Annotated in this window: 26 protein-coding genes and 1 other annotated feature; all 26 genes read right to left on the reverse strand. The window is 57.1% G+C overall.

From position 1 onward, the window contains the following. Window positions 1–16: 16 nt before the first annotated feature. The 26 genes from pheT to ACWVX6_RS02670 all read right to left on the reverse strand — a co-directional run bounded on the left by pheT (window position 17) and on the right by ACWVX6_RS02670 (window position 23,023). Window positions 17–2,425, reverse strand: coding sequence for a phenylalanine--tRNA ligase subunit beta (gene pheT, locus ACWVX6_RS02545; RefSeq protein WP_455152272.1), 2,409 nt, complete (start codon window positions 2,423–2,425; stop codon window positions 17–19). A gap of 213 nt (window positions 2,426–2,638) precedes the next feature. Beyond that, entirely contained in the window at window positions 2,639–3,658 is a 1,020-nt protein-coding gene (gene pheS, locus ACWVX6_RS02550) for a phenylalanine--tRNA ligase subunit alpha (RefSeq protein ID WP_118478298.1), read from the reverse strand. A 214-nt stretch (window positions 3,659–3,872) separates the two neighbouring features. Further along, window positions 3,873–4,107 (reverse strand) — a binding site (T-box leader). 807 nt (window positions 4,108–4,914) lie between these two features. Beyond that, the gene (locus tag ACWVX6_RS02555; protein ID WP_110435201.1) at window positions 4,915–5,100 is read right to left on the reverse strand and encodes a type Z 30S ribosomal protein S14; all 186 of its coding nucleotides are present in this window, start codon (window positions 5,098–5,100) and stop codon (window positions 4,915–4,917) included. Window positions 5,101–5,114: 14 nt separating this feature from the next. Beyond that, a complete protein-coding gene (gene rplE / locus ACWVX6_RS02560) occupies window positions 5,115–5,660 on the reverse strand; it encodes a 50S ribosomal protein L5 (RefSeq protein WP_117555184.1) in 546 nt (181 codons plus the stop codon). A 19-nt stretch (window positions 5,661–5,679) separates the two neighbouring features. Continuing rightward, window positions 5,680–5,997: a 50S ribosomal protein L24 gene (rplX, locus tag ACWVX6_RS02565; protein ID WP_117491401.1), complete on the reverse strand. Its 318-nt coding sequence runs from the start codon at window positions 5,995–5,997 to the stop codon at window positions 5,680–5,682. Between the two features lie 15 nt (window positions 5,998–6,012). Then, window positions 6,013–6,381, reverse strand: coding sequence for a 50S ribosomal protein L14 (gene rplN, locus ACWVX6_RS02570; RefSeq protein WP_116704662.1), 369 nt, complete (start codon window positions 6,379–6,381; stop codon window positions 6,013–6,015). Between the two features lie 12 nt (window positions 6,382–6,393). After that, window positions 6,394–6,651 (reverse strand): 30S ribosomal protein S17, encoded by a 258-nt coding sequence (gene rpsQ / locus ACWVX6_RS02575; protein WP_054326963.1) that lies wholly within the window; start codon window positions 6,649–6,651, stop codon window positions 6,394–6,396. Window positions 6,652–6,669: 18 nt separating this feature from the next. After that, a complete protein-coding gene (gene rpmC / locus ACWVX6_RS02580; RefSeq protein WP_110435205.1) occupies window positions 6,670–6,870 on the reverse strand; it encodes a 50S ribosomal protein L29 in 201 nt (66 codons plus the stop codon). Next, complete coding sequence (gene rplP, locus ACWVX6_RS02585) at window positions 6,870–7,295, reverse strand: 50S ribosomal protein L16 (RefSeq protein WP_110435206.1); 426 nt, start codon at window positions 7,293–7,295, stop codon at window positions 6,870–6,872. The genes rpmC and rplP overlap by 1 nt, the downstream gene beginning before the upstream one ends. Next, window positions 7,295–8,062, reverse strand: a complete 768-nt coding sequence (gene rpsC, locus ACWVX6_RS02590; RefSeq protein WP_116704663.1) for a 30S ribosomal protein S3 — start codon at window positions 8,060–8,062, stop codon at window positions 7,295–7,297. Before rpsC ends, rplP begins: the two co-directional genes overlap by 1 nt. A gap of 13 nt (window positions 8,063–8,075) precedes the next feature. Then, entirely contained in the window at window positions 8,076–8,411 is a 336-nt protein-coding gene (gene rplV / locus ACWVX6_RS02595; protein WP_110435208.1) for a 50S ribosomal protein L22, read from the reverse strand. Between the two features lie 17 nt (window positions 8,412–8,428). After that, entirely contained in the window at window positions 8,429–8,710 is a 282-nt protein-coding gene (gene rpsS, locus ACWVX6_RS02600; RefSeq protein ID WP_110435209.1) for a 30S ribosomal protein S19, read from the reverse strand. 18 nt (window positions 8,711–8,728) lie between these two features. Beyond that, window positions 8,729–9,562: a 50S ribosomal protein L2 gene (rplB, locus tag ACWVX6_RS02605; RefSeq protein ID WP_116704664.1), complete on the reverse strand. Its 834-nt coding sequence runs from the start codon at window positions 9,560–9,562 to the stop codon at window positions 8,729–8,731. Window positions 9,563–9,833: 271 nt separating this feature from the next. Then, complete coding sequence (gene rplW, locus ACWVX6_RS02610; RefSeq protein ID WP_110435211.1) at window positions 9,834–10,127, reverse strand: 50S ribosomal protein L23; 294 nt, start codon at window positions 10,125–10,127, stop codon at window positions 9,834–9,836. After that, entirely contained in the window at window positions 10,127–10,750 is a 624-nt protein-coding gene (gene rplD / locus ACWVX6_RS02615) for a 50S ribosomal protein L4 (protein WP_117491403.1), read from the reverse strand. Before rplD ends, rplW begins: the two co-directional genes overlap by 1 nt. Window positions 10,751–10,768: 18 nt before the next feature. Then, window positions 10,769–11,464: a 50S ribosomal protein L3 gene (rplC, locus tag ACWVX6_RS02620; RefSeq protein WP_117491440.1), complete on the reverse strand. Its 696-nt coding sequence runs from the start codon at window positions 11,462–11,464 to the stop codon at window positions 10,769–10,771. Window positions 11,465–11,590: 126 nt separating this feature from the next. Then, window positions 11,591–11,902, reverse strand: coding sequence for a 30S ribosomal protein S10 (gene rpsJ / locus ACWVX6_RS02625; protein ID WP_054326972.1), 312 nt, complete (start codon window positions 11,900–11,902; stop codon window positions 11,591–11,593). A 502-nt stretch (window positions 11,903–12,404) separates the two neighbouring features. After that, the gene (locus ACWVX6_RS02630; RefSeq protein ID WP_455152273.1) at window positions 12,405–13,358 is read right to left on the reverse strand and encodes an anti-sigma factor family protein; all 954 of its coding nucleotides are present in this window, start codon (window positions 13,356–13,358) and stop codon (window positions 12,405–12,407) included. Further along, window positions 13,351–13,965 carry an RNA polymerase sigma factor gene (locus tag ACWVX6_RS02635; protein WP_455152274.1) on the reverse strand — a complete coding sequence of 205 codons (615 nt, stop codon included), beginning with the start codon at window positions 13,963–13,965 and terminating at the stop codon, window positions 13,351–13,353. Before ACWVX6_RS02635 ends, ACWVX6_RS02630 begins: the two co-directional genes overlap by 8 nt. A 32-nt stretch (window positions 13,966–13,997) precedes the next feature. Next, window positions 13,998–14,981: a tRNA dihydrouridine synthase DusB gene (gene dusB, locus ACWVX6_RS02640; RefSeq protein ID WP_455152275.1), complete on the reverse strand. Its 984-nt coding sequence runs from the start codon at window positions 14,979–14,981 to the stop codon at window positions 13,998–14,000. A 152-nt stretch (window positions 14,982–15,133) separates the two neighbouring features. Further along, window positions 15,134–15,643: a DedA family protein gene (locus ACWVX6_RS02645; RefSeq protein WP_158576188.1), complete on the reverse strand. Its 510-nt coding sequence runs from the start codon at window positions 15,641–15,643 to the stop codon at window positions 15,134–15,136. A gap of 120 nt (window positions 15,644–15,763) precedes the next feature. Then, the gene (locus ACWVX6_RS02650) at window positions 15,764–16,024 is read right to left on the reverse strand and encodes a hypothetical protein (RefSeq protein ID WP_455152276.1); all 261 of its coding nucleotides are present in this window, start codon (window positions 16,022–16,024) and stop codon (window positions 15,764–15,766) included. Between the two features lie 61 nt (window positions 16,025–16,085). Next, window positions 16,086–18,440 (reverse strand): SpoIIE family protein phosphatase, encoded by a 2,355-nt coding sequence (locus tag ACWVX6_RS02655; protein WP_227108899.1) that lies wholly within the window; start codon window positions 18,438–18,440, stop codon window positions 16,086–16,088. Between the two features lie 421 nt (window positions 18,441–18,861). Beyond that, a complete protein-coding gene (locus ACWVX6_RS02660) occupies window positions 18,862–20,787 on the reverse strand; it encodes an ABC transporter ATP-binding protein (protein WP_455152277.1) in 1,926 nt (641 codons plus the stop codon). Then, on the reverse strand, window positions 20,787–22,517 hold the full coding sequence (locus ACWVX6_RS02665) for an ABC transporter ATP-binding protein (protein WP_455152278.1): 1,731 nt from the start codon (window positions 22,515–22,517) through the stop codon (window positions 20,787–20,789). Before ACWVX6_RS02665 ends, ACWVX6_RS02660 begins: the two co-directional genes overlap by 1 nt. After that, the gene (locus tag ACWVX6_RS02670; RefSeq protein ID WP_455152279.1) at window positions 22,517–23,023 is read right to left on the reverse strand and encodes a MarR family winged helix-turn-helix transcriptional regulator; all 507 of its coding nucleotides are present in this window, start codon (window positions 23,021–23,023) and stop codon (window positions 22,517–22,519) included. The genes ACWVX6_RS02665 and ACWVX6_RS02670 overlap by 1 nt, the downstream gene beginning before the upstream one ends. Window positions 23,024–23,550 lie beyond the last annotated feature (527 nt).

The raw sequence follows: 23,550 nt of genomic DNA on the forward strand, positions 1-23,550 counted from the left end.
GTACTTTTTCGGGAACTTAACCGCGCAGCTGAGCGCCGAACTCGGTCTCGAGCGCCGAGATAGCGGCACGCATGGCCTTGTCGCACTCCTCGTCGGTGAGGGTACGGTCGGGTGCGCGCAGGGACAGCGAGTACGCCACGGACTTCTTGCCCTCCGGGATGCCCTTGCCCTTGTAAACGTCGAACAGCTTGACCGACTCGAGCAGCTTGCCTGCTGCCTTCTCAACAGCGGCCTGCATGGAAGCCGCCGGAACGGCATCGTCAACCAGAACCGCGATATCGCGGGTGGAAGCCGGGAACTTGGGCAGCGGATGATACAGCTTCTCCGGGTCGATGGCAGCCAGCAGCGCATCCATCTGCAGCTCGGCAGCGAGTACCTCGCCGGACAGACCGTAGCGTGCGGCAACGGTCGGATGAATGGTGCCGAATACGCCGATCTCCTTGCCGTCGATCAGCACCTTGGCGCAGCGGCCCGGGTGATAGGACGGGTTGGCCTTCTCGGGAGCGAAGGACGCGCCCTTGATGTTCAGCTCGCGCAGCAGCGCCTCGATCGCACCCTTGAACTGGAAGAAGGACAGGCGGCCGTAGCTGCCGAGGGTCAAAATCTTCTCCTCGTGCGGCAGTACGTCCGGGTCAGCCTTGCCGTCCTTGACGGTCGGCGTGTAGATGGTGCCCAGCTCGTACAGCGAAGCGGTCGGGTTGCGGTGCGCGTGGTTGTGCGCCAGATTATCCAGCATGGACGGCAGCACGGTGGTACGCATCACGCTGAAATCCTCACCGAGCGGGTTGAGGATGGTGGTGGAGATACGGCGCGGGTCGTTCTCGTCCCAGCCGATCATGTCGTAGAACTTCGGAGAGATGAACGAGTGGCTCATGGACTCGTCAAAGCCGGCCTCGCGGCAGACCAGCGCGGCAGCGCGCTCCGCCTGCTGAGACGGCGTGAACTCACCCTGTACCATCTCGCCTGCGTACAGCGTGGTCGGGATCTTGTCGTAGCCGTACATGCGGGCAACCTCCTCAGCCACGTCGCACATGCGGTTGATGTCGGTGCGGAAGAACGGCACAACGACCTCGTTGTTCTCGATCTTGAAGTCCAGCTTCTCGAGCAGCTTTACCTGCTCCTCCGTGGACAGCTCCAGACCGAGCAGCGCGTTCATCTTGTCCGGCTCGAACGGCAGACGCTTATGGTTCGGGTCGGAGTTGTCAACGTCGATAATGCCGTCAACGACTTCGCCTGCGCCGAGCATCTCGATCAGTTCGCACGCACGGTTGACCGCATCGAGGGTCATGCGCGGGTCAAGGCCCTTCTCAAAGCGACCGGAGGCCTCGGTACGCATGCCGAGCGCCTTTGCGGTGATACGAACGGTAGCGCCGTGGAAGTTTGCGGACTCGAAAACAACGGTCTTGGTGTCGTCCATAATCTCGGAGTTTGCGCCGCCCATAACGCCTGCAACAGCAACCGGCTTGTCGTTGTCGCAGATTGCAAGCATCTTGTCGCTCAGGTCGTGATCTACGCCGTCCAGAGTCTGGATGGACTCACCGTTGCGGGCACGGCGGACAACGATGCGGCCGTCGGACAGGCACTTGTAGTCGAATGCGTGCATCGGCTGGCCGTACTCGAGCATAACATAGTTGGTGATATCAACGATGTTGTTGATCGGACGAACGCCGCAGGCGTGCAGACGCTCGCGCATCCACGCCGGAGACGGCTCGATCTTGATATTCTTGACAATGCGGGCGGTGTAGCGCGGGCACAGGTCGGTGTCCTTGACCTCAACCGACATATACTCGTTGATGTCGCCGCCGACGCCCTTTACCTCCGGGGTCTTGACGGAGAACGGACGGTCGAAGGTAGCCGCAGTCTCGCGGGCCAGACCGATCACGCTCAGGCAGTCCGGGCGGTTGGACGTAATCTCAAAATCGGAAACCCAGTCGTCCAGACCGAGCACCTTCTTGATGTCCTCGCCAACCGGGGTGCCGGCCGGCAGGAACAGGATGCCGTTCTCACACGCATACGGTACGCAGCCGTGGGACAGACCCAGCTCCTGGAACGAGCACATCATGCCGTTGGACGGCACGCCGCGCAGCTTGCCCTTGGTGATCTTCACGCCGCCCGGCAGGGTGGACTTGTGCAGGCAGACCGGGCAGATCTCGCCAACGGACGCAGGCGTTACATTGGGTGCGCCGGTGACGATCTGCACCGGCTCCTCCTTGCCGACATCGAGCTGGCAGATCTTCAGATGGTCGGAATCCGGGTGATCGACAACCTCGAGGATCTTGCCGGTCACAACGTTGTCGATCTCCGCGCCGAGGTAGTAAACCTCCTCGACCTTGGAGCCGGACATAGTCAGCTTGGCATCATATTCCTTCGGGGTGATGCCGTTCATATCGGTATAATCCGAAAGCCAGGATAATGGCAACTTCATAGGATATTTCCTCCTTGATGGTATCGCGCCATCAGGCGCGCATGAAATAGAAACAGCCTTGCTGTTTCGTAAAAACGCGGGGCGTGTACCTGCGTTTTTACACCCCGACCCAGCCGCCGTGGGCGGCGTCGTTCGGGTATCGAAAAGCGGTTTCGCCAGGAACCGTTTTTCGTATATAGGGGACTTTTGAAGTCCCCTATAAGGCGTCAGCGCTTAGAACTGGTGCAGGAATCGAACGTCGTTCTCATAAAACAGGCGGATATCGTCGATCTTGAAGCGGCCCATAACCATACGCTCCAGACCGATGCCGAAGGCGTAGCCGGAGTATTCATTCGGGTCGATGCCGCTCATCTCAAGCACCTTGGGGTGAACCATGCCGCAGCCGAGGATCTCAATCCAGCCCTCGCCCTTGCAGAGCGGGCAGCCTTCACCGTGGCAGCGGTAGCACTGGATATCCATCTCCGCAGACGGCTCGGTGAACGGGAAGTGATGCGGACGGAAACGAACAACCGTGTCCTCGCCGTACAGCTTCTTTGCGAACAGCTCGAGAATGCCCTTGAGGTCGCTCATGCGGATGCCCTTATCGACAACCAGACCCTCGATCTGATGGAACAGCGGAGAGTGGGTTGCGTCAACGGCGTCCGAACGGTAAACACGGCCCGGCGCGATAATGCGGATCGGCGGCTTGCGCTTTTCCATCGTGCGGACCTGCATCGGAGAGGTCTGCGTGCGGAGCACAACATTATCCGAAATATAGAAGGTATCCTGCGTGTCGCGTGCCGGATGATCCTTCGGAATGTTCAGCGCCTCAAAGTTGTAGTGATCCAGCTCAACCTCCGGACCCTCAGCGATCGAGAAGCCCAGACCAAGGAAAATCTCCTTGAACTCGTCGAGCACGATGTTCAGCGGATGCTTCTTGCCGATGACAACGTCCTCACCCGGCAGGGTAACGTCGATGGTCTCCGCCTCCAGCTTCTTCTCGAGCGCAGCCTGCTCGATCAGCTTCTTCTGCTTTTCAATGATGGTTTCGATCTCCGCACGAACGTCGTTGATCAGCTGACCAACAACCGGACGCTCCTCTGCGGCAACGTCCTTCATGCCCTTGAGCAGCGCGGTCAGCTCACCCTTTTTGCCGAGGAACTTAACGCGGGCCTCGTCCAGCGCGCGCGAATCCTTCGCGGCAGCGAGCTGCTCCTTCGCGGTCTGCAAAATGCCTTGCAGCTTTTCTTTCATACCAATTCTCCTTTGGAATATGATTTTGTAATTGAGGGCGGCGAAATGTTGCATACAGGGCAGAGCGACCTCAGAAGGTGAATTGCCCGAAGGGCAAGAGAAGCCACCCGGGGGTGCCCCGCCGCATATAAATGAGTGCACAACGTTAGAAACGGCGGAATGGGGTCATCTCGCCACTCATTCACAGCGTAAAAAACGCCTTCCGTCCCCGTAAAATAGGGACGAAAGGCGTAAAACTTCCGTGGTACCACCCTGATTCCCGAAAAAAATCGGGCACTCATTGAACGCCGGTAACGGAGCGTTACTTCGCCGGCGCCTACTGCATCTATTCAGCACCGGTGCTCACAGGGGAACTTCGCGCCATACCTCGATAAACGGCTTGCAGCCATGGGACCGTTCTCTCTGAGAAAGAGGAACACAGCGTTACTTTTCCTGCTCATCGCATTGGAATATTCATAACAGAATAATTAAAACACATTTTGCGGGAAAATGCAAGAGGCAACTACGAGATTTTCGTTTTAATAGTCAATATATTACGATTTTTTCATACTGAAACTACCGCCTCACCGTATATAAATAACAGCAGATCGTTAAAAACGGCGGGGCACCCCAGGGTGGCTTCTCTTGCCCTTTGGGCAATTCACCTTCTGAGGGCACCCCGCCCTACACGATATATTGCGCAATAGGATTTTATCCTTAGTTGCCGTCCGTTGCAACGTGCCAAAGAGCTGCGCGACACTGCTATCCCCCAGGGGACCCTCTCTTGCCCTCCGGGCAATTCACCTTGTGTCGCGCCTGCGTAGAGTAAACCGCCTGTGTAGCAGTAAACTGTCTGGCACTGCGAATAGGTAGAGAAATGGGAGCACACTGTGCTCCCCTACGGTAGGAAAAATCCTCTGCCGTTCCCTTTTTTCGCAGCGGTCACATATAGGAAATCTGCGCCAGACTCTCCAAGGGAAAGGGGAGAAAATCAGAGGGTGGAAACCGCAGGTGTCTACCCTCTTGTGCGCCCGCGCGGCGTCAGCGCACTCCCCGCTGAGGTGCAGCGAAAAACTCCCCGCCCGGAAAGGGCGAACACGCCTGCGGCAGTTCGCGTACCCCGCTCAGCCGGTGCTGAAAAAAGCTGCCGCCTGTTAGGGGCGAGGCCGCTTACGCAGTTCGCGTGCCCCGATAACTCGGTGCAGAAATGGTCTCTGCCCACCGTTAGAGCATAAAAAAAGGAACCCTTACGGGTTCCTTTTTGAAATCGCTCTTCCTTACCAGGATGCCTTGCGGACACCCGGGATCTGGCCCTTGTAAGCCAGCTCGCGGAAGCAGATACGGCAGATACCGAAATCACGCAGGTAAGCGTGCGGACGGCCGCAGATCTTGCAGCGGTTGTAAGCTCGGCTGGAGAACTTCGGCTTAGCCTGCTGCTTGAGAACCATCGACTTCTTAGCCATTTAACTTCTCCTCCTTACTTCTCAAACGGAGCGCCCATCAGAGTAAGCAGCTCCTTTGCTTCTTCATCGGTATTTGCAGTGGTGCAGATAACGATGTTCATGCCGCGGATCTTGTCGATCTGATCATAGGAAATTTCCGGGAAGATCAGCTGCTCGTTCAGACCCAGAGCGTAGTTGCCACGGCCGTCAAATGCGTTGCCGTTGATGCCGCGGAAGTCGCGTACACGCGGCAGAGCTACGTTGAACAGACGATCCAGGAACTCCCACATGCGGTCACGGCGCAGGGTTACCTTAACGCCTACCGGCATGCCGTCACGCAGCTTGAAGTTTGCGATGGACTTCTTAGCGTGGGTGATGATCGGCTTCTGGCCGGAGATCAGGGTGATATCACGGACAATAGCCTCGATAACCTTGGAGTTACCGTTTGCTTCCTTACCGCAGCCGACGTTGATTACGATCTTGTCGAGCTTCGGAATCTGCATTGCGCTCTCGTACTGAAACTTCTTCATCAGAGCAGGCGCAACTTCCGCAGTATACTTTGCTTTCATATTCGGAACCATTTATTGCAACCTCCTCTTCTTAAAGCGTTTCGCCGCAGTGCTTGCACACCGTCAGCTTAGTGCCGTTCTCGGTGAACTTGTGCGCTACACGAGTCGGCTTGTCGCACTTCGGGCATACGCGCATTACCTTGCAGGCACGCAGCGCACCCTCGCGCTCGATGATGCCGCCGGTTTCACCCTGACGGCGGGGCTTGGTGTGGCACTTGATCATGTTCACACCTTCGATTACTACCATACCCTTCTTCGGGTTTACGGACAGGACCTTGCCGCGCTTGCCCTTTTCCTTGCCGGAAAGAACGACTGCGGTGTCGCCCGTCTTAACGTGCAAATTGTTCATTTGTTGGCGACCTCCTTACAGTACTTCCGGAGCAAGCGACAGGATCTTCATGTAATCCTTGTCACGCAGCTCACGAGCGACAGGCCCAAAGATACGGGTGCCGCGGGGGTTTTTGTCATCACGAATGATAACGCCAGCGTTCTCGTCAAAGCGGATATAGCTGCCGTCAGCGCGGCGCAGGCCCTTAACGGTGCGGACGATAACTGCCTTAACGACATCGCCCTTCTTTACGCCGCCGCCCGGGGTGCACTTGCGCACCGAGCAAACAACTACGTCACCGATGTTGCCGTACTTGCGTGCGGAGCCGCCGAGAACACGGATTACCTTCAGTTCCTTTGCGCCGCTGTTGTCAGCTGCACGCAGAAAGCTTTCCTGCTGAACCATGTGCTCTCCTCCTTACTTTGCCTTCTCGATGATCTCGACCAGGCGCCAGCGCTTGTCCTTGGACAGCGGACGGGTCTCCATCACCTTAACCTTATCACCGATGCCACACTCGTTGTTCTCGTCGTGTGCCTTCAGCTTATAGGTGTGCGGAATAACCTTCTTGTACAGAGGATGTGCTACACGATCCTCAATTGCTACGACAATGGTCTTATCCATCTTATCGGAAACGACCTTGCCTACTCGCGTTTTGCGTAATGCTCTTTCGCTCATAATATTCGTTTCCCTCCCTTATGCCTTCTCCGCGATCTGCTTCTCGCGGATAACGGTATTGATACGAGCAATGTCGTGCTTGACTTCATTGATCTTGTTGGTGTTGTCGAGCTGATTGGTAGCGAGCTGCAGACGGAGGTTGAAGAGGTCCTTCTTCAGCTCACCGAGCTTTGCAGACAGCTCCTCAGCCGTCAGTTCTCTGATCTCAGATGCCTTCATCATGCTTCACCGCCATTCTTCTCACGGGCAACGAACTTGGTCTTGCAGGGCAGCTTGTGGCTTGCCAGACGCAGTGCCTCACGAGCAACTTCCTCGGAAACGCCTGCGATCTCAAACAGTACACGGCCCGGCTTAACTACTGCAACCCAGTACTCGGGTGCGCCCTTACCGGAACCCATTCGAGCACCAGCCGGATGCTTGGTAACCGGCTTGTCGGGGAAAATCTTGATCCATACCTGACCGCCACGCTTGGTGTAACGGGTCATAGCGATACGGGCTGCCTCGATCTGATTCGAGGTGATCCAGCACGGCTCGGTAGCCTGGATACCGAACTCACCGTTCGATACGAAGTTACCGCGGGTAGCCTTGCCGGTCATACGGCCGCGATGAACGCGACGATACTTAACTCTCTTAGGGAGCAGCATTAACGGTTGCCTCCTTCCTGACGGGGAGCACGACGCTCGCCACGGTTGAAGTCACGACGGCCGCGACGGTCACCGCGACGATCGCGGCGCTCGAATGCCGGCTTCGGAGCTTCAATGGAGCGACCCAGACGCGGACCGCCGTGGAGAACCTCACCCTTGTAGATCCATACCTTAACACCGATGCGGCCGTAGGTGGTCGCAGCTTCAGCAAAACCATAGTCGATGTCCGCACGCAGGGTCTGCAGCGGAATGGTGCCCTCGTGGTAATGCTCGGTGCGTGCGATTTCCGCGCCGCCCAGACGGCCGCCGCAGGAAACCTTGATGCCCTTGGCGCCCATGCGCATTGCACGGCCCATGGACTGCTTCATTGCACGGCGGAAACCGATGCGCTTCTCGAGCTGAGCTGCAATGTTCTCAGCAACCAGGGTAGCGTTGGTGTCCGGGTTCTTGATCTCGATGATGGAGCAGCGAACCTTCTTGCCGTACTTCTTGGTCAGCTCTTCTTCGAGCTTCTTGATGTCCTCGCCGCCGCGGCCGACAACCATGCCGGGACGTGCGCACTGGATCATGATCTTGATTTCGTCGTTCTTGCGCTCGATCTCGATCGCCGGAACGCCTGCGTCGTACAGACGCTTCTTCAGATCCTTACGGATCTCGTAGTCTTCCACGAGGAGGTCGCCGAACACATTGTCCTTAGCGAACCAACGGGAATCCCAATTCTTGATAACGCCGACACGGAGACCGTTCGGATTTACTTTCTGGCCCATTGATTACCCTCCCTTATTCTTTCTCGCCAAGAACCAGCGTTACGTGCGAGGTTCTCTTGAGGATTCTGAATGCACGGCCCTGTGCACGCGGCATAACGCGCTTCATGATCGGACCGGGACCGACGTGAACTTCCTTAACGTAAAGCTTGTCGGTGTTCATGCCGTGATTGTTCTCGGCATTGGCAACTGCGCTCTTGAGGAGCTTCTCCATCGGCTCGCATGCTGCCTTGGGGGTATTCATGATGATGGCCATAGCTTCGCCCGCATCCTTGCCGCGGATCAGATCGCAGATCAGCTTGATCTTTCGCGGGGTCATGCGTACGTTGCGTACAATAGCTCTTGCTTCCATGTTACTTTAACTCCTCCTTACTTGCCGTTATTGGAGGTCTTGCTGCCCGCGTGACCCTTGTAGGTACGGGTGGGAGCAAACTCGCCCAGCTTGTGACCAACCATGTCCTCGGTAACGTATACCGGAACGTGCTTGCGGCCGTCGTGTACTGCGATAGTATGACCGACGAACTCAGGGAAGATCGTGGAAGCGCGGGACCAGGTCTTGAGGACCTTCTTCTCGCCCTTTTCGTTCATTTCAACGACTCTTTTGATAAGCTCAGGAGCCACAAAAGGGCCTTTCTTAACACTTCTGCCCATATTAAGATAACTCCTTTCTTACTTGCCGTTGCGACGACGAGCGATCTGCTTGTCGGTGCGGTGGTTCTTCTTGCGGGTCTTGTAACCCATAGCCGGCTTGCCCCACGGGGTAACCGGAGACGGACGGCCGATCGGGCTCTTGCCTTCGCCGCCGCCGTGCGGGTGATCGCACGGGTTCATTACAGAACCACGAACGGTCGGGCGGATGCCCAGATGACGGGTACGGCCAGCCTTGCCCAGCTGTACGTTAGAATGATCAGAGTTACCAACAACGCCGATGGTAGCCTTGCAGTCCAGACGGACGTAGCGCAGCTCACCGGAGGGCAGACGAACCATTGCCTTGCCGCCTTCCTTAGCCATCAGCTGAGCGCCGACGCCTGCGGAACGAACCAGCTGTGCGCCCTTGCCCGGGTACAGCTCGATGTTGTGGATCATGGTACCAACCGGAATGTTCTCAACCGGCAGGCAGTTGCCGGGCTTGATGTCGGCATCCTTGGAAGAAACGACCTTGTCGCCGATCTTCAGGCCCTCGGGAGCGAGGATATATGCCTTCTCGCCGTCCTCGTACTGAACGAGAGCGATGTTAGCGGAACGGTTCGGATCATACTCCAGGGTCTTAACCTCGGCGTAAACGTCGAGCTTCTGACGCTTGAAGTCAATGATACGGTACTTCTTCTTGTTGCCGCCGCCGATGTGGCGAACGGTGATGCGGCCGTAGCTGTTGCGGCCAGCGGTCTTCTTGACCTTTTCGAGAAGGCTCTTCTCGGGCTTCACCTTAGACAGACCCTTGTAGGAAAGCACAGTCATATTTCTGCGCGAGGGCGTCGTCGGGTTGAAAGTCTTGATAGCCATTTGGAATTTCAACTCCTTGATACGTTATTATCGGGGTGGCTTCCCCATACAATTACTTCGTTTGAAAACACGTTTTCAAACGAGAGAGGTTCCACCGCGCACAGCGCGGATGAAACCAAGGCTGCGAAAAGTTCCGACCAGCGAAACTTTTCTTCGCTCTTGTATAAAAACCGTGATACATGCTCCCGGTTTTTATGAATCTGCAAGCAGATTCTATTGAAAACCCGCTTCGCGGGAACACTCAGGCTCGCCTTAGCAGCCGAAGTGGTTTTTACATCATGTTCTCGAAGATCTCGATCTTCTTGGAGTCAGCGGTCAGGGTTACGATCGCCTTCTTGATGTCGGAACGCTTGCCAACGTGAACGCCCATGCGCTTCCACTTGCCCGGCAGCTTGATGGTGTTAACCTTGGCAACCTTAACGCCGAAGATCTCCTCTACAGCCTTCTTGATCTCTACCTTGCCGGCATCGATCGCTACTTCGAAGGTGTACTTGTTGTCCTGTGCGCCCATCATGGAACGCTCGGTGATGATCGGCTTCTTGATAATGTCGTATGCGTACTTCATTATGCGTATACCTCCTGCAGCTTCTCAACTGCTGCCTTGTCGATGATGAACTTGTCAGCATTGAGGATGTCGTATACATTGAGGGTAGACGCGATCGTGGTGCGTACGCCCGGGATGTTTGCCGCAGACTTAACTACGTTTACGCGAACTTCCGGAGTAACTACCAGGCTCTTGCCGGTTGCCTCAACTGCGTTCAGGAAACCAACGAAGGACTTGGTCTTGATCTCGCCCATATCCAGGCCATCGATTACGATGATCTCGCCTGCTGCTGCCTTTGCAGACAGAGCGGACAGCATAGCCAGACGCTTGGTCTTCTTGGTCAGGCTGTAGTTGTAGGAACGGGGCTTCGGGCCGAGGGCAATACCACCATGGGTCCACTGCGGAGAGCGGATAGAACCCTGACGAGCACGGCCGGTGCCCTTCTGACGCCACGGCTTGATGCCGCCGCCACGAACCTCGGCGCGGGTCAGCGTGGACTGAGTGCCCTGACGCTGGTTAGCCAGATAATTCTTTACTGCAGCGTGTACAACGGTCATGTTCGGCTCGATACCGAAAACAGCCGCGTTCAGCTCCATCTCGCCGGTCTTCTTACCGGTCATATCAAAAACTGCTACTGTAGGCATGATTTGCTCCTCCTTCCCTTACTTTCTTGCGGAAGCCTTCTGCGGGTTCTTGCTGATGCCAGCCTCGCCCTTGGCAACCTTGTTGTTCTTAACGGTGTTCTTCAGCACTACGATGCCGCCCTTCGGGCCCGGAACTGCGCCGCAAACGGCGATCAGGTTAAGCTCAGCGTCAACCTTTACAACGTCCAGGTTCTGAACAGTAACCTGCTCAGCGCCCATGTGACCCGGCATCATCTTGCCCTTCATGATCTTGGACGGATCAGAGCAAGCGCCCATAGAACCCGCATGGCGGTGTACAGGGCCGGTACCGTGGGTTTCCTTCAGGCGGGATGCGTTGAAGCGCTTGATTACGCCAGCGTAGCCCTTGCCCTTGGAAGTGCCGGTAACGTCAACATAATCGCCGGTAACGAACATGTCAGCCTTAACAACATCGCCGAGCTGGAACGGAGTGCAGTCCTCAAAACGGAACTCCTTCAGGTACTTCTTCAGGGAGTCGCCAGCCTTCTTCAGGTGACCCTTCTGGGGCTTGTTCAGGCGAGCTTCCTTAACATCCTCAAAACCGAACTGTACAGCATTGTAGCCGTCCTTCTCTTCGGTCTTGAGCTGAGTTACAACGCAAGGACCTGCTTCGATTACGGTGCAGGGGATAACCTTGCCGTCAGCATTGAAGATCTGGGTCATACCGACCTTCTTGCCGATGATTGCTTTGTTCAGCATTTGTTTTTCCTCCTTAAAGGTTATTGGTTGACGGCATTTGACCGCCAACATGACCTCGCCGCGCGTGTCGCGGCAGGGCTTCAAACCGCCGGTGGGTTAATCCGGTCAGCTTGTTGACTTAAATTAGAGCTTAACCTCGAACTCGACGCCAGCCGGCAGGTCGAGAGTGGTCAGAGCCTCGATGGTAGCCTGATTCGGGTTGATGATGTCGATCAGGCGCTTGTGGGTGCGGCGCTCGAACTGCTCACGAGAATCCTTGTACTTGTGAACAGCACGCAGGATGGTAACGATCTGCTTCTCGGTCGGCAGCGGGATCGGGCCGGAAACCTTAGCGCCGTTGCGCTTAGCGGTCTCGATGATCTTCTCTGCGGACTGGTCGATCAGCTCGTGATCATACGCCTTCAGGCGAATGCGAATCTTCTGTGCGTTTGCCATTGTGGAATTTCCTCCTCGTATGTGTGCCATACATTAAATAATGTTTTGACTCGCTACGGAGAGAAACTGCAACTCCGCCGTGCGTATCACGCAACGGGCATGAAAATAACCGGGCGCACTGACTCCGCAGCGCAACAATCCGGTCACGATAAGAAACGTAAGTGGTTCAAACCATCGGCTTGACGGCGCACGCGCCGCGAGTCCCGAATTTACGCATGAACATTGCGTTTTTGCTGAATATCTGAATTCAGCTGATAGCAGTTATCTCAACCGCCCGATTGTCGGACCTACTCCACCGAAGTTACCTGCCCATAGCAGCAATCTCCGGTATCATCGCGTTTTAACTTGCTCTTGCAAGTTCTTATACATAGTACAATACTTTCGGAGAAAAGTCAAGTGTTTGCACAAAATTTTCAGCGATTTTTTGTTGAAATCGGAATTTTTCGCGTTATGCACAAAAACAGACCTGAAAACCCTCGTTTCAGGTCTGTTTTGCCCAATCTCAACCGGTAACAACCGCCAAGATCCACGAATCTGCATGGCTGTCGATCGTCAGATCGACCTTATCATAGGCAGTCACCGTGCAGCCCGCCTGTTCTACTGTCTGCAGCGTCTTTTCGAGCGTCTCCATACTGTTGTCCAGCCGGAACCACGAAACGCCGTTCTCCTGCGCGAGCAGCTCACCATCGATATCCGGCAGGCTGCTGCCGCCGACGGCCACATAGCAGTACGCAGTGTGTGCGCCGTGCAGGCTTTGCGGCAGCGTGAGCACCGGACTGGTCTGCACCTGTACCGGCTCCTCCATGATCGGCTCGGGCGCTGCGATCGACCGCTCGCTGTCTGCATACTGCTCGGCATCGATGCCCGCATCGCTCTGCGTATTCGCCGCAGAGTCCTCGCCGGTGTCATTCTGTCCGCTGTATGCGCTGCCGTTCGTGCTCTGCGAAGCCGTGCCGCTCTGCTGCGCGCTCGAATTCGATGCTCCGCCGCTCGACGCATCGGCGCTCTCCCGTACGGACTGCTCGATCTCATCCTGCATACCGCCGTCCGCCGTGCAGTCTCCTGCGTCCGCCGAAGCGGAATCCGCTGCCGCCGTGCTGCCGCGGCCCACCGTGCTGAACGCGGGCATCAGTCCGCCGCCGAGCACGACCAGCACGACAACCGCCGCAGCGGCCACCATCGTGAACACCGGCAGACGGCGCATCGGCTTTTGCGGCGCGACCACCCGAACGGTTTCCTCCTGCCGCAGACGTTCCATAATGCTGTCATGCAGTCCGGCAGGCGGCTCGGTTTCGTCCACCGCCAGCATGCTGTGCATCTGCTCCAGATCCTCTTTCAGCGCGGCGCACGATGGGCACTCTGCCAGATGCTCTTCCAGCTTTTGCTTTTCGGAATCGGTCAGGGTTCCGTCCACACTGTTCGAGCAAAGCTGTTCAAAATATTCCTCCTCATTCATGCTCCTCGCCTCCTTCCATATCTTTAGACGAAGGCAAATGAAAAAAGTTCCCTCGTTTGAGTAAAATTTTGCGTAAAGCGATGCGTGCGCGTGACAGCCGCGACTTTACCGTGCCTTCGCTGACCTCGAGTATCTCAGCGATCTCGGTGTAGCTCATGCCGGAAACGTCCCGCAGCAGGACGATTCTGCGGTGCTCGTCGCTCACCTCATCGAGCGCGGCGGCAAGCTCGCGTCCCAGCTCACTGTTCTCCAGGTGCTCCTCGGGTGTCGGTGCGGTGTCCGGAATCGGCAGTTCGCGTTCCTCGTCCTCCTCGCCCTGCACGAGCGGCTGCGTCGGCGGCTGACTCTGCTTATGCCGCGCGTAATCGACGCACTGGTTCATCGTGATGCGGAACAGCCAGGTCGCAAAGCCGCTGTCCCCGCGGAAGTCCTTCATCGAGCGCCATGCCCGAAGGAAAACCTCCTGCGTGATATCTGCGGCATCCTCCGGCGAGCCGGACGAGCGCAGCGCGATGGCATACACGCGCTTTTCGTAGCGCGTTACCAGCTCCTCAAAGGCGGAAAGCTCGCCGCGCCGCGCCTGCGCCACAATATGCTTGTCATCCACTGCGTCTCCCCTCCCTTTCTCTTACCTTATTATTATACATTCTCCTTCACCGAAACGAAGGCTTTCAGTTCGTCTGCGATTTCATACAGGTCACTCAGCCTGGTGAGTGCGCAAATGCGGTTCTTGAACGTCTTGACACCGCTTTCCCGCTTGAGATAGCAGTTAACGTGTCGGCGTGCCTCGAGCATGGCGATATGCTCGCCCTTCTGCTCGGCGGCAAGCTCGATCTGCCGCACAGCCGTATCCATGCGCTCCGCGAACGGCGGCAGCGCCGGACAGATGCCGGTCTCGAGCAGTGCATTCGCCCGCTCGAACAGCCACGGATCACCGAGCGAACCTCGCCCGATCATCACGCCGTCCGCGCCGGTGTGCGCGAGAATGCGGACCGCGTCCTCGGGTTCGGCCACATCTCCGTTGGCGAACACCGGAATGCAAACCGCCTGCTTGACTTCACGAATCGCATCCCAGTCGGCGGTGCCGCTGTATTGCTGTGAGCGCGTGCGTCCGTGCAGCGTGATCGCTGCCGCGCCGGACTGCTCAGCCATTTTTGCAAATTCCACGCAGTTGACGTTTTTTTCATCCCAGCCCTTGCGAAACTTGACCGTTACCGGCACATCGACCGCGTTTACGACCGCTGCAATCACCTTGGACGCAAGCTCCGGATCCTTCATCAGCGCGGAGCCGTCACCGTTGTTCACGATCTTCGGCGCCGGACAGCCCATATTGATGTCGATGATATCACAGCCGGATTTCTCCAGCGCCAGTTTCGCGCCTTCGGCCATCGTGTCCGGCTCGTGACCGAAGATCTGGGCAGCCGCCGGATGCTCGTCCGCACCAAGTTCAAGCAGACGAGGCGTTTTCTTATCCTTATAGCACAGCGCCTTTGCGGAGACCATTTCGGTCACGGTCAGCGCCGCGCCGTGCTCCCGGCAGATATGGCGGAATGCAAGATCGGTCACGCCTGCCATCGGTGCAAGCGCCAGTTTTCCGTTGATTGTTACGTTGCCGATCTGCATATCGTTCCTCCGTCTTATACATATTATATAACGGTGTATATTTTATCATAACGCGACTGCAAATGCAACTTACAGAATGGATGCACCCATTTTTCGACCGAAAAACGCAAAAACAGGGCAAATCCGAGGATTTACCCTGTCGATATATTTGGTTACATTACCATGCTGAGAATCTTCTCGCTGAAGAAATACCCGAACGAAATGAGCGCGGTATTCCACACGGCAATGCCCGCCGCAGACCAGCCGACGAACCACTTTACCGGCATCCGGAGCAGTCCGGCCGGGATGGAAACAATGGTGCGGATACACGGGATCACGCGGATGATCGCCAGTCCCCGCCCATGCTGTGCGTCGATAAATTCATGACATTTACGCACAAGGGACTTGAATTTCTTGCTCCTGCCGAACAGCTTCTCCATCACCGGCTCGCCGCCCCAGTAGCACACGGCGTAGATGACAAGACTGCCGAGCACACCGGCGACCACGCTCAGAAAAACCGTCAGCGGCAGCGACAGCTCGCTCCGGGCGATCAGCACACCGACGCACGGCATGATAACGCCTGCCGGAAATCCGGGCAGGTTCATATATTCGCAGAAAACCACGGCACAGACCAGAATCAGTCCGTACTGGTTGAACAGCTGAAAAAAGGTTTCGGCCGTCATAATAGCCGCCTCCGTTTGATAGGTTGCAGACGCAGATACGCATCTTCGTCTGTATTTTATTATAGTATACCAACCAAAACCGGAGGGTACAAGGGAACGGCCGCTCATTTTATAATCTGTTTACAAAACGAGCGCCGTCAGCGCCCAAATGGTGCCGATGAGCAGTGCGCCTGCGCAGAATCCGGCCAGCATAGAAAGACCGTCCGCCTTTCTTCTCGACCGCCGTCTGCGCGGCAGATAGCTGTTTGCGATGCGGCAGGCCTCCCGCACCATGTCGCCGCGCGGCGCATTGTAGTCCCGCACAAGGAAAATAGCCTGCTCAAACAGCGCCGGCTGCTCCGGCTTGACGACAATGACGCGGCGGCTGACACCTCGTACCATATGGATTCCTCCCTGCTGTTTTTATCCCATCATTCCCCTCTTGCGTGATTTTATACCAGTCTCATTCCAGCTTTTCAATTTTCATGACCATTACGGTCCTGTCATCATCGTGTCCGCGGCCTTTCGCCTCATTCACAAGCTGTGCCGCGATCTCCTTCGGGCTGTCGCCTGCATGCGCGATGAGCAGCTGCCGCACCCATTTATCGTCCGTGCCGTCGGTCACGCCGTCCGAGAGCAGAACCACGATATCGCCGTCATTCATCTGCAGCGGCACGGCATCGCCCAGCTCGTCCTCCTCCGCCAGACCGATGGGCAGCGCCGTGCCCGGCAGAATGGTCCACCGGCCGTTCAGCCGCATGTAGGTCGGTGCGGCGCCGCACTTGAGGTTTTCCGCGCGTCCGCTGAACAGGTCGAGCGTGAATGCGTCCAGTGTGGTGAAGCGCATGCCGTCTGACCGCAGGCGCAGCGCCGGAGAGACCGCGTGCAGCGCGTCTCCGACCGAAATGCCTGCACGCAGGAACCGCTCGAGCGAGGTGATGAGCATGCGGCTGTCCCGTGACGCGGCGGCACCCGAGCCCATGCCGTCCGACAGGAGCAGGCACGCCGTTCCGGTGTCGGTGAGAAAGTAGCACGCGTTGTCGCCCGAGACCGACGCGCCCTCCTTCTGCTGACGGCCAATGCCGACCACCGCACGGTACGGCGCCCGCTCGTGCATCTCAACATGGATGCCCTGGCTGCCCTTTTTCTTCTCCGGTGCGGTCAGCGTCACGCCCAGCAGCGCCGACAGACCGGCTGAAAAGCCGTCCCCCTGCTTCATGATGTCGTCAATGCCCTCGCCGTACAGTTCAACGGTCAGCCTGCCCTGCGAATCCCGCACCGCGCACACGCGGTCGATCCATCCGAACGCTGCTGCGTACCGGCGCACCTGCCGTTCCATCAGCGGCTGCGCCGTTTCATCCTGCGTGACCTCCGCGCCAAGCTGCCGAAGAATATCCGTAATGCCTGCGTATTGCCTGGCAAGCAGACTCTGGTTTTCCTCCTGCTGCCGCCGAAGGCTTTCGCGCTCGCGCAGCGCAAACAGCGCACTGTTGATGGCACGCATCAGCTCGGGCAGACGCGCACACCGTGCCGCAAAATGATAGGGAAAATCGCTCATTTCCGCTCGCCCGCGCTGCAGCATCGGCTGGGTCACATCATTGAGCGCCGCCAGCGTGCTCACATAGTCCCGCTGCCAGCACTGCGTACACAGCATGCAGTTTTTGCAGACATGATCGCTCGCGTAGTCGAATACCGCCCGAATATTCCGGTCTCCGGCGGCTTTGCCCTCGCTGACGCCGTGCAGCATAGCAAGGTACAGCTCGTAGAACGCCTGCGCCGCCTCGGTCGCACAGGTGCCCGCGAGTCTGCGCACGCGCTGACTCGCGGCTTCGCCCATCAGGGTATCCGGCAGCAGGCTGCGCCGGATGGCCTCCCACACGAAGGGCGGCAGCGCTGCGAACATGAGGACCGCGCAGAACAGCTCTGCAATCAGCGGAATGAACAGCGGATGCTCCACGCCGAGCATAGCCGCGCACAGTCCGCCGCCGAGTGCACAGACCGAAAACCAGCCGCGGCCGCTGTCGTGAAACAGTCCGGCAACGAGCGCACACAGGCCATAGCAGCAGGTGAACAAGGCTCCGTAGCCGATGTTGAGATCCATTGCCGCGCCGAACGCGACACCGGCTGCCGCGCCCGCCGCCGGTCCGCCGAGATACGCCGCCGCCAGCACGAGCAGCAGTGCGCCCGCTCTCGCGGGAGCGAACACGCCGAACAGATTGATACCCGAAAGCGATAAAAGCACGGTTGCGGTCAGCACCAAAAGCGTTACCGGTCTGCGCCAGTCGTTTTCGTCGCGCGGCGGTGCAAAGGCCGCGCCGTACATCCAGCACACGCCAAACGTGATGCCCTGCACGAGCAGGAATGTCAGCACCGCCGGTGCGGTCAGCTCTGCGCCGAGCGGCAGAAACACGAATGTACACGCCGCGCTTGCAAACGTTGCTACACCGGGTGCAAACCACCGCTCGGACATCACGCGCAGACCGGCGCACACGCTCATCACGCACAGCACCAGCAGCGCTGCCGCGGCGTAAATGCCGCCGTGGAATCCGTCGCCGCGCAGCATGACGCCACACACCAGACCGCCGAGCGCGGAAAGTCCCGCTCCTCGAGCCATCAAGGCCGCCGTCATCGCCAGTCCGAACGGCATGTACCCGCCAAGGATGGTTCCCTGTGCCAGCACCGCACACAGCACGAATCGCTGTACGCCTGTGATGAGCGTCCGCAAATGCTCCTGTTTCCATAATCCGGCAGCCCATGCTGCTGCATGCCCGATCCGCACCGGTATCGACGCGGACCGTCTTGCCCTTTGTTTATCCATTTCGTTACGCCTCCCTTGCTGTTTCCCCAGTATATCCCAATGCAGACGTGCCGCTTGGCGGGAAATAACAGCGGGAATTGCGTTTTGAAAAAAGTTAAGCGCATATTCCAACTTTCGAGCGCGTAAAAGTGGCGGTTTCGCCACAGAAACAAAAGGATAGACAGCGGCGCTTATAAAGTGTTGGAATGTGCGCTGTCGTTAGTGCGGCGGGCCAAAAGGATAGACACCACCTGCGGTGGTGTCAACCCTCTTGTGACTCCCGTTTCCACCCTTGGCATAACTCGGCGCAAATCGGAGACCGGCGACCGCTGCGAAAAGGGGTACGGCAGAGAATTTTTCTAAGGATAGCGCAATTCTCCATTTTCAATTCTCAATTTTGCACAAAAAAGAACCCGAAACTCTCGTTTCGGGTTCTTTTATCTTACTCCAGCTCAAACGCTCCGGTATAGAGCTGATAATATTTGCCGTGTTCCGCGATCAGCTGCTCATGGTTGCCGCGCTCGATGATATGACCGAGCTGCAGCACCATAATAACGTCTGCGTTTTGAATCGTGGACAGGCGGTGCGCGATAACGAACACCGTACGTCCGTACATGAGGCCGTCCATGCCGGCCTGCACGATGGACTCCGTGCGGGTATCAATCGAGCTAGTCGCCTCATCGAGGATCATAACCGGCGGATCAGCAACAGCCGCACGCGCGATGGAAAGCAGCTGGCACTGGCCTTGCGACAGACTGCCGCCGTCGCCGTCGATGACGGTATCGTAGCCATCCGGCAGTCGGCGGATGAAGTCGTCCGCGTTAGCCAGCTGCGCCGCAGCCGCAACTTCCTCGTCGGTCGCATCCAGGCGACCGTAGCGGATATTATCGCGGATGGTGCCGGTAAACAGGTTGGTATCCTGCAGGACGATGCCGAGCGAGCGACGGAGATCGGCTTTTTTGATCTTATTGATATTGATGCCGTCGTAGCGGATCTTGCCGTCCGCGAGGTCGTAGAAACGGTTGATCAGGTTGGTGATGGTCGTTTTGCCCGCACCGGTTGCACCGACGAACGCGACCTTCTGACCGGGCTCGGCGTACAGCGTGATGTCGTGCAGCACGATCTTATCCGGGTTATAACCGAAATCCACATCGAAGAAGCGGACATCGCCGCGGACCTGCGTGTAGGTGGTGGTGCCGTCCTCGTGCGGGTGCTTCCATGCCCAGATGTTGGTCTTTTCCGGGGTTTCAACGAGTTCGCCGTTCTTGTCGTACTTGGCGTTAACGAGAGTAACGTAGCCGTTGTCTACCTCAGGCTCCTCGTCCATCAGCTCAAAGATACGCTCGGCACCGGCAAGCGCCATAACGATGGAGTTGAACTGCTGCGAAATCTGCGTTACCGGCTGGGTGAACGACTTGGTCAGCTGCAGGAAGGACGCGATAACGCCGATGGTGATGCTGTTTCCGACCACGCCGGACAGCGCCAGCGCACCGCCGACAACCGCCACCAGAACGTACAGCAGGTTGCCGATGTTCATCATGATCGGCATGAGGATGTTTGCGAAGGTATTCGCGCTCGCAGCGTTCTCGCGCAACTCATCGTTGAGCGCATCGAACTGCTCCTTGCACTTTTCCTCGTGGCAGAACACCTTGATGACCTTCTGACCGTTGATCATTTCCTCGATATAGCCGTTGACCCTGCCGAGCGACTTCTGCTGCTCGAGGAAGTACTTCGCGGACTGACCGCCCAGCTTCTTTACCACCTTGAGCATGACGCACACGCCGAGCAGTACGAACAGCGTCAGCCATACATTCGTCACCAGCATGCCGATGAACACCGAGATAATGGTCATCGCCGAGGAAAACATCTGCGGCACGGACTGGCTGAGCATCTGCTGCAGCGTATCGGTATCGTTGGTGAAATGGCTCATCAGATCGCCGTGGGTATGCGTATCGAAGTAACGAATCGGCAGCTTCTGCATGTGCGCGAACATCTCGTCGCGCACCTTTTTGAGCACGCCCTGCGAAATGCTGACCATCAGCCAGTTGTAGACAAACGTAGTCGCAATGCCGATGAGATAGATCACCGCCATGCTCATCAGCGCATGCAGCAGGCCGGTAAACACCGGAGATGCCTGCAGCAGCAGCGGAGAAATATAGTCGTCGATCAGGCTTTTGAGGAACATGGAGCCTGCCACGTTTGCCACAGCCGACAGAAGAATGCAGATGAGTACAACCACAAACTGTACGCCGTAACCCCTCTGAATGTATTTCATAAGACGTCCGAGCGTCTTTTTCGGATTTTTGCTGCGCTTTCCGCCCATCATGCCTCTGCGGCCGCCGGGTCCGCGCATCTGAGGTCTTGCCATTATTCCTCGCCGCCCTTTCTGTTCTGCTGATTGTAGATTTCCTGATAGATCGTGTTGGCGGCGAGCAGCTCATCGTGCGTGCCGACAGCCTGCACGGTGCCGCCGTCGAGAATGACGATCTGATCCGCATCCTGCACGGAGGAAACGCGCTGTGCAATGATAATCTTGGTCGTGTCCGGGATCTCCTCCGCGAATGCCTTGCGGATGAGCGCATCCGTCTTGGTATCTACCGCACTGGTCGAGTCATCAAGAATGAGGATCTTCGGCTTTTTCAGCAGCGCACGCGCAATGCAGAGTCGCTGCTTCTGACCGCCGGATACGTTCGAGCCGCCCTGCTCAATGTGGGTATCGTACTGATCCGGCATCTGCTGGATGAATTCATCCGCCTGTGCCAGTCTGCACACGCGCTCGAGCTCCGCATCCGAGGCGTTTTCGTCACCCCAGCGAAGGTTTTCCTTGATGGTGCCGGAGAACAGCACGTTCTTCTGGAGCACCATGGCCACCTGATCGCGCAGCGCCTCGATATCGTAATCGCGGACATCCACGCCGCCGACCTTGACCGTGCCGTGCGTGGTATCGTACAGGCGCGGAATCAGCTGCACGAGCGTAGACTTCGCAGAACCGGTGCCGCCGAGAATGCCGACGGTCTGACCGGCCTTGATATGCAGGCTGACGTTTTTGAGCGCCAGCTTGCGCTCATCGCCCTTGTAGCTGAAGGAAACGTCATCGAACTCGATCGCGCCGTCCTTGACCTCGTGAATCGGGTTTGCGGGATTGTGCAGGTCGGGCTGCTCATCGAGGATTTCGGCAACACGCTCTGCACTTGCCTTGGCCATGGTAATCATAACGAAAACCATCGCTACCATCATCAGGCTCATCAGGATCTGCATCGCGTAGGAGAACATGCCGGTCAGCTCGCCGGTGGTCATCGAGCCGCCGACGATCAGACGCGCGCCGAACCACGAAATGAGCAGCATGCACGCGTACATGCAGAACTGCATCAGCGGCATAACGCCTGCCATGGTCTTCTGCGCCTTGGAAAACGTGCGGTACAGCATGCCGGAAACGCCCTCGAACTTTTCAGTCTCGTGGTCCTCACGCACATAGGTCTTAACAACGCGGATGCCGCGCACATTTTCCTGTACGACCGTGTTCATGCGGTCGTAGATCTTGAATGCGCGCTCAAAGACCGGACCGACAACCTTCATCAGGATGCCCATGCCGATTGCCAGAATCGGCAGCACCGCGAGGAATACGAGCGCCATCCTGCTGTTGATCTTCATCGCCATGAACAGCGCAAAGACCAGCATGACCGGGCAGCGCACCGCGATGCGCGTGCACATCTGAAAGGCGTTCTGTACGTTGGTAACATCGGTGGTCAGACGGGTGACGATCGAACCGGTGGAGAACTTATCAATGTTGGAAAACGAGAAATTCTGCACATTGTAGTACATATCGTGACGCAGATTGCGGGCAAAGCCGGTTGAGGCTCTCGCCGCAAAGGTGCCGGCCGCCGCGCCGAACACCAGCGCGAGCATGGCGCACAGCACAAGGATGATGCCGTATTTCCAAATGGCGGCCATATCCTGCCCGTCAATGCCCTTGTCGATCAGCAGCGCCATAACCATCGGAATGATGACCTCCATCACGACCTCAAGCACAACGAAAAACGGCGTGAGCAGTGCGTCCTTTTTGAACTCACGCACACTTTTCAGCAGTCGTTTTATCATTATTTCTGTCCCTCCCTGCACATATTGCATTGGTACTGCTCCAGATTGGAGCGGATTTTTTCACAGACCGCAAACCAGCCCTTCAGCTCGTCCTTGGTGATGCCCTGCCGCAGAAGCTGTTCCATCTGCTTCATGCGCTCAGTAATGTATTCATCCATTGCACGCGCCTGCTCGGTCAGCACCAGACGTTTCAGGCGGCCGTCATGCTCCACCGGCTCACGGCGGATAATGCCGTGCTGCTCCATCAGCTGCAGTATGCCCGTTGCGGTCGAGCGGCGCATCTGGAACGCGTTTTCCAGATCCTTCTGAAATATATCGCCCTGTTTTTCGTGTATGATCAGGTGATGGACGATCATCGCCTGCATGCCGGTCACATTCGCTGCATTCGCAGTCTTTTCGGTCATACACGCCATCTGCCGCCGAAGCAGATTATGCAGCATGCCGATTTCTGCACCGATGCGGTCGTTCGAGTGACCGCAGCATGCATTATGGTCGCAACAATCCATTGTTAGCCTCCTTACTGTTAGCTTGCTAACATATTATACACCGTCATTCGGCAATGTCAACGAGTTTCACGAAATGTTCACATTTCGGGAAGTGGTCGCTTGAGAAGCGAGAGGAATCTTGCCTACCCGGCAGGGGCACAAGAGGGTAGACACCAAGGTTTCTACCCTCTTGTGAATCACCCGTTTCCTAAACATAGCACGGCGAAAATCGGAGAGCGGCGACCGCTGCGAAAAGAAGAACGGCAGTCGGGTTATCCCTTTGTAGGGGCGCGCATTGCGCGTCCATTACTTTACCTCTACGCAATGCTAGATACCTTTCTACTACACATACCGGCTACTCTACGCAGGCGCGGCATGACAGTGCCGCGCAACTCGGTTACACGTTATTGCGCCCAACATCTACGAATTCCATTCATTTGTACTATTTACATATCATATCCGTAGGGCGGGGTGCCCTCACCCCGCCGTTTCTCTCTGATTTGCACCAATAAAATGAAAAAACGGAGAATGAAAAACCATCTGGTTCA

The organism is Butyricicoccus sp. (genome assembly GCF_977037065.1).

Bases quoted from the DNA above. Each gene is read 5' to 3' on its own strand.
- rplE (WP_117555184.1), bottom strand. From the start codon at position 5,660: ATGGTTCCGAATATGAAAGCAAAGTATACTGCGGAAGTTGCGCCTGCT.
- rpsQ (WP_054326963.1), bottom strand. From the start codon at position 6,651: ATGAGCGAAAGAGCATTACGCAAAACGCGAGTAGGCAAGGTCGTTTCC.
- rplV (WP_110435208.1), bottom strand. From the start codon at position 8,411: ATGGAAGCAAGAGCTATTGTACGCAACGTACGCATGACCCCGCGAAAG.
- ACWVX6_RS02655 (WP_227108899.1), bottom strand. From the start codon at position 18,440: ATGGATAAACAAAGGGCAAGACGGTCCGCGTCGATACCGGTGCGGATC.
- rplD (WP_117491403.1), bottom strand. From the start codon at position 10,750: ATGCCTACAGTAGCAGTTTTTGATATGACCGGTAAGAAGACCGGCGAG.
- ACWVX6_RS02645 (WP_158576188.1), bottom strand. From the start codon at position 15,643: ATGACGGCCGAAACCTTTTTTCAGCTGTTCAACCAGTACGGACTGATT.
- rplW (WP_110435211.1), bottom strand. From the start codon at position 10,127: ATGAAGTACGCATACGACATTATCAAGAAGCCGATCATCACCGAGCGT.
- ACWVX6_RS02650 (WP_455152276.1), bottom strand. From the start codon at position 16,024: ATGGTACGAGGTGTCAGCCGCCGCGTCATTGTCGTCAAGCCGGAGCAG.
- rplP (WP_110435206.1), bottom strand. From the start codon at position 7,295: ATGCTGCTCCCTAAGAGAGTTAAGTATCGTCGCGTTCATCGCGGCCGT.
- rpsC (WP_116704663.1), bottom strand. From the start codon at position 8,062: ATGGGCCAGAAAGTAAATCCGAACGGTCTCCGTGTCGGCGTTATCAAG.
- pheS (WP_118478298.1), bottom strand. From the start codon at position 3,658: ATGAAAGAAAAGCTGCAAGGCATTTTGCAGACCGCGAAGGAGCAGCTC.
- pheT (WP_455152272.1), bottom strand. From the start codon at position 2,425: ATGAAGTTGCCATTATCCTGGCTTTCGGATTATACCGATATGAACGGC.
- ACWVX6_RS02670 (WP_455152279.1), bottom strand. From the start codon at position 23,023: ATGGATTGTTGCGACCATAATGCATGCTGCGGTCACTCGAACGACCGC.
- dusB (WP_455152275.1), bottom strand. From the start codon at position 14,981: ATGCAGATCGGCAACGTAACAATCAACGGAAAACTGGCGCTTGCACCG.
- ACWVX6_RS02665 (WP_455152278.1), bottom strand. From the start codon at position 22,517: ATGATAAAACGACTGCTGAAAAGTGTGCGTGAGTTCAAAAAGGACGCA.
- rpsS (WP_110435209.1), bottom strand. From the start codon at position 8,710: ATGGGCAGAAGTGTTAAGAAAGGCCCTTTTGTGGCTCCTGAGCTTATC.
- ACWVX6_RS02555 (WP_110435201.1), bottom strand. From the start codon at position 5,100: ATGGCTAAGAAGTCGATGGTTCTCAAGCAGCAGGCTAAGCCGAAGTTC.
- ACWVX6_RS02630 (WP_455152273.1), bottom strand. From the start codon at position 13,358: ATGAATGAGGAGGAATATTTTGAACAGCTTTGCTCGAACAGTGTGGAC.
- rplX (WP_117491401.1), bottom strand. From the start codon at position 5,997: ATGAACAATTTGCACGTTAAGACGGGCGACACCGCAGTCGTTCTTTCC.
- rpsJ (WP_054326972.1), bottom strand. From the start codon at position 11,902: ATGGCAAACGCACAGAAGATTCGCATTCGCCTGAAGGCGTATGATCAC.
- ACWVX6_RS02660 (WP_455152277.1), bottom strand. From the start codon at position 20,787: ATGGCAAGACCTCAGATGCGCGGACCCGGCGGCCGCAGAGGCATGATG.
- rpmC (WP_110435205.1), bottom strand. From the start codon at position 6,870: ATGAAGGCATCTGAGATCAGAGAACTGACGGCTGAGGAGCTGTCTGCA.
- rplN (WP_116704662.1), bottom strand. From the start codon at position 6,381: ATGGTTCAGCAGGAAAGCTTTCTGCGTGCAGCTGACAACAGCGGCGCA.
- rplB (WP_116704664.1), bottom strand. From the start codon at position 9,562: ATGGCTATCAAGACTTTCAACCCGACGACGCCCTCGCGCAGAAATATG.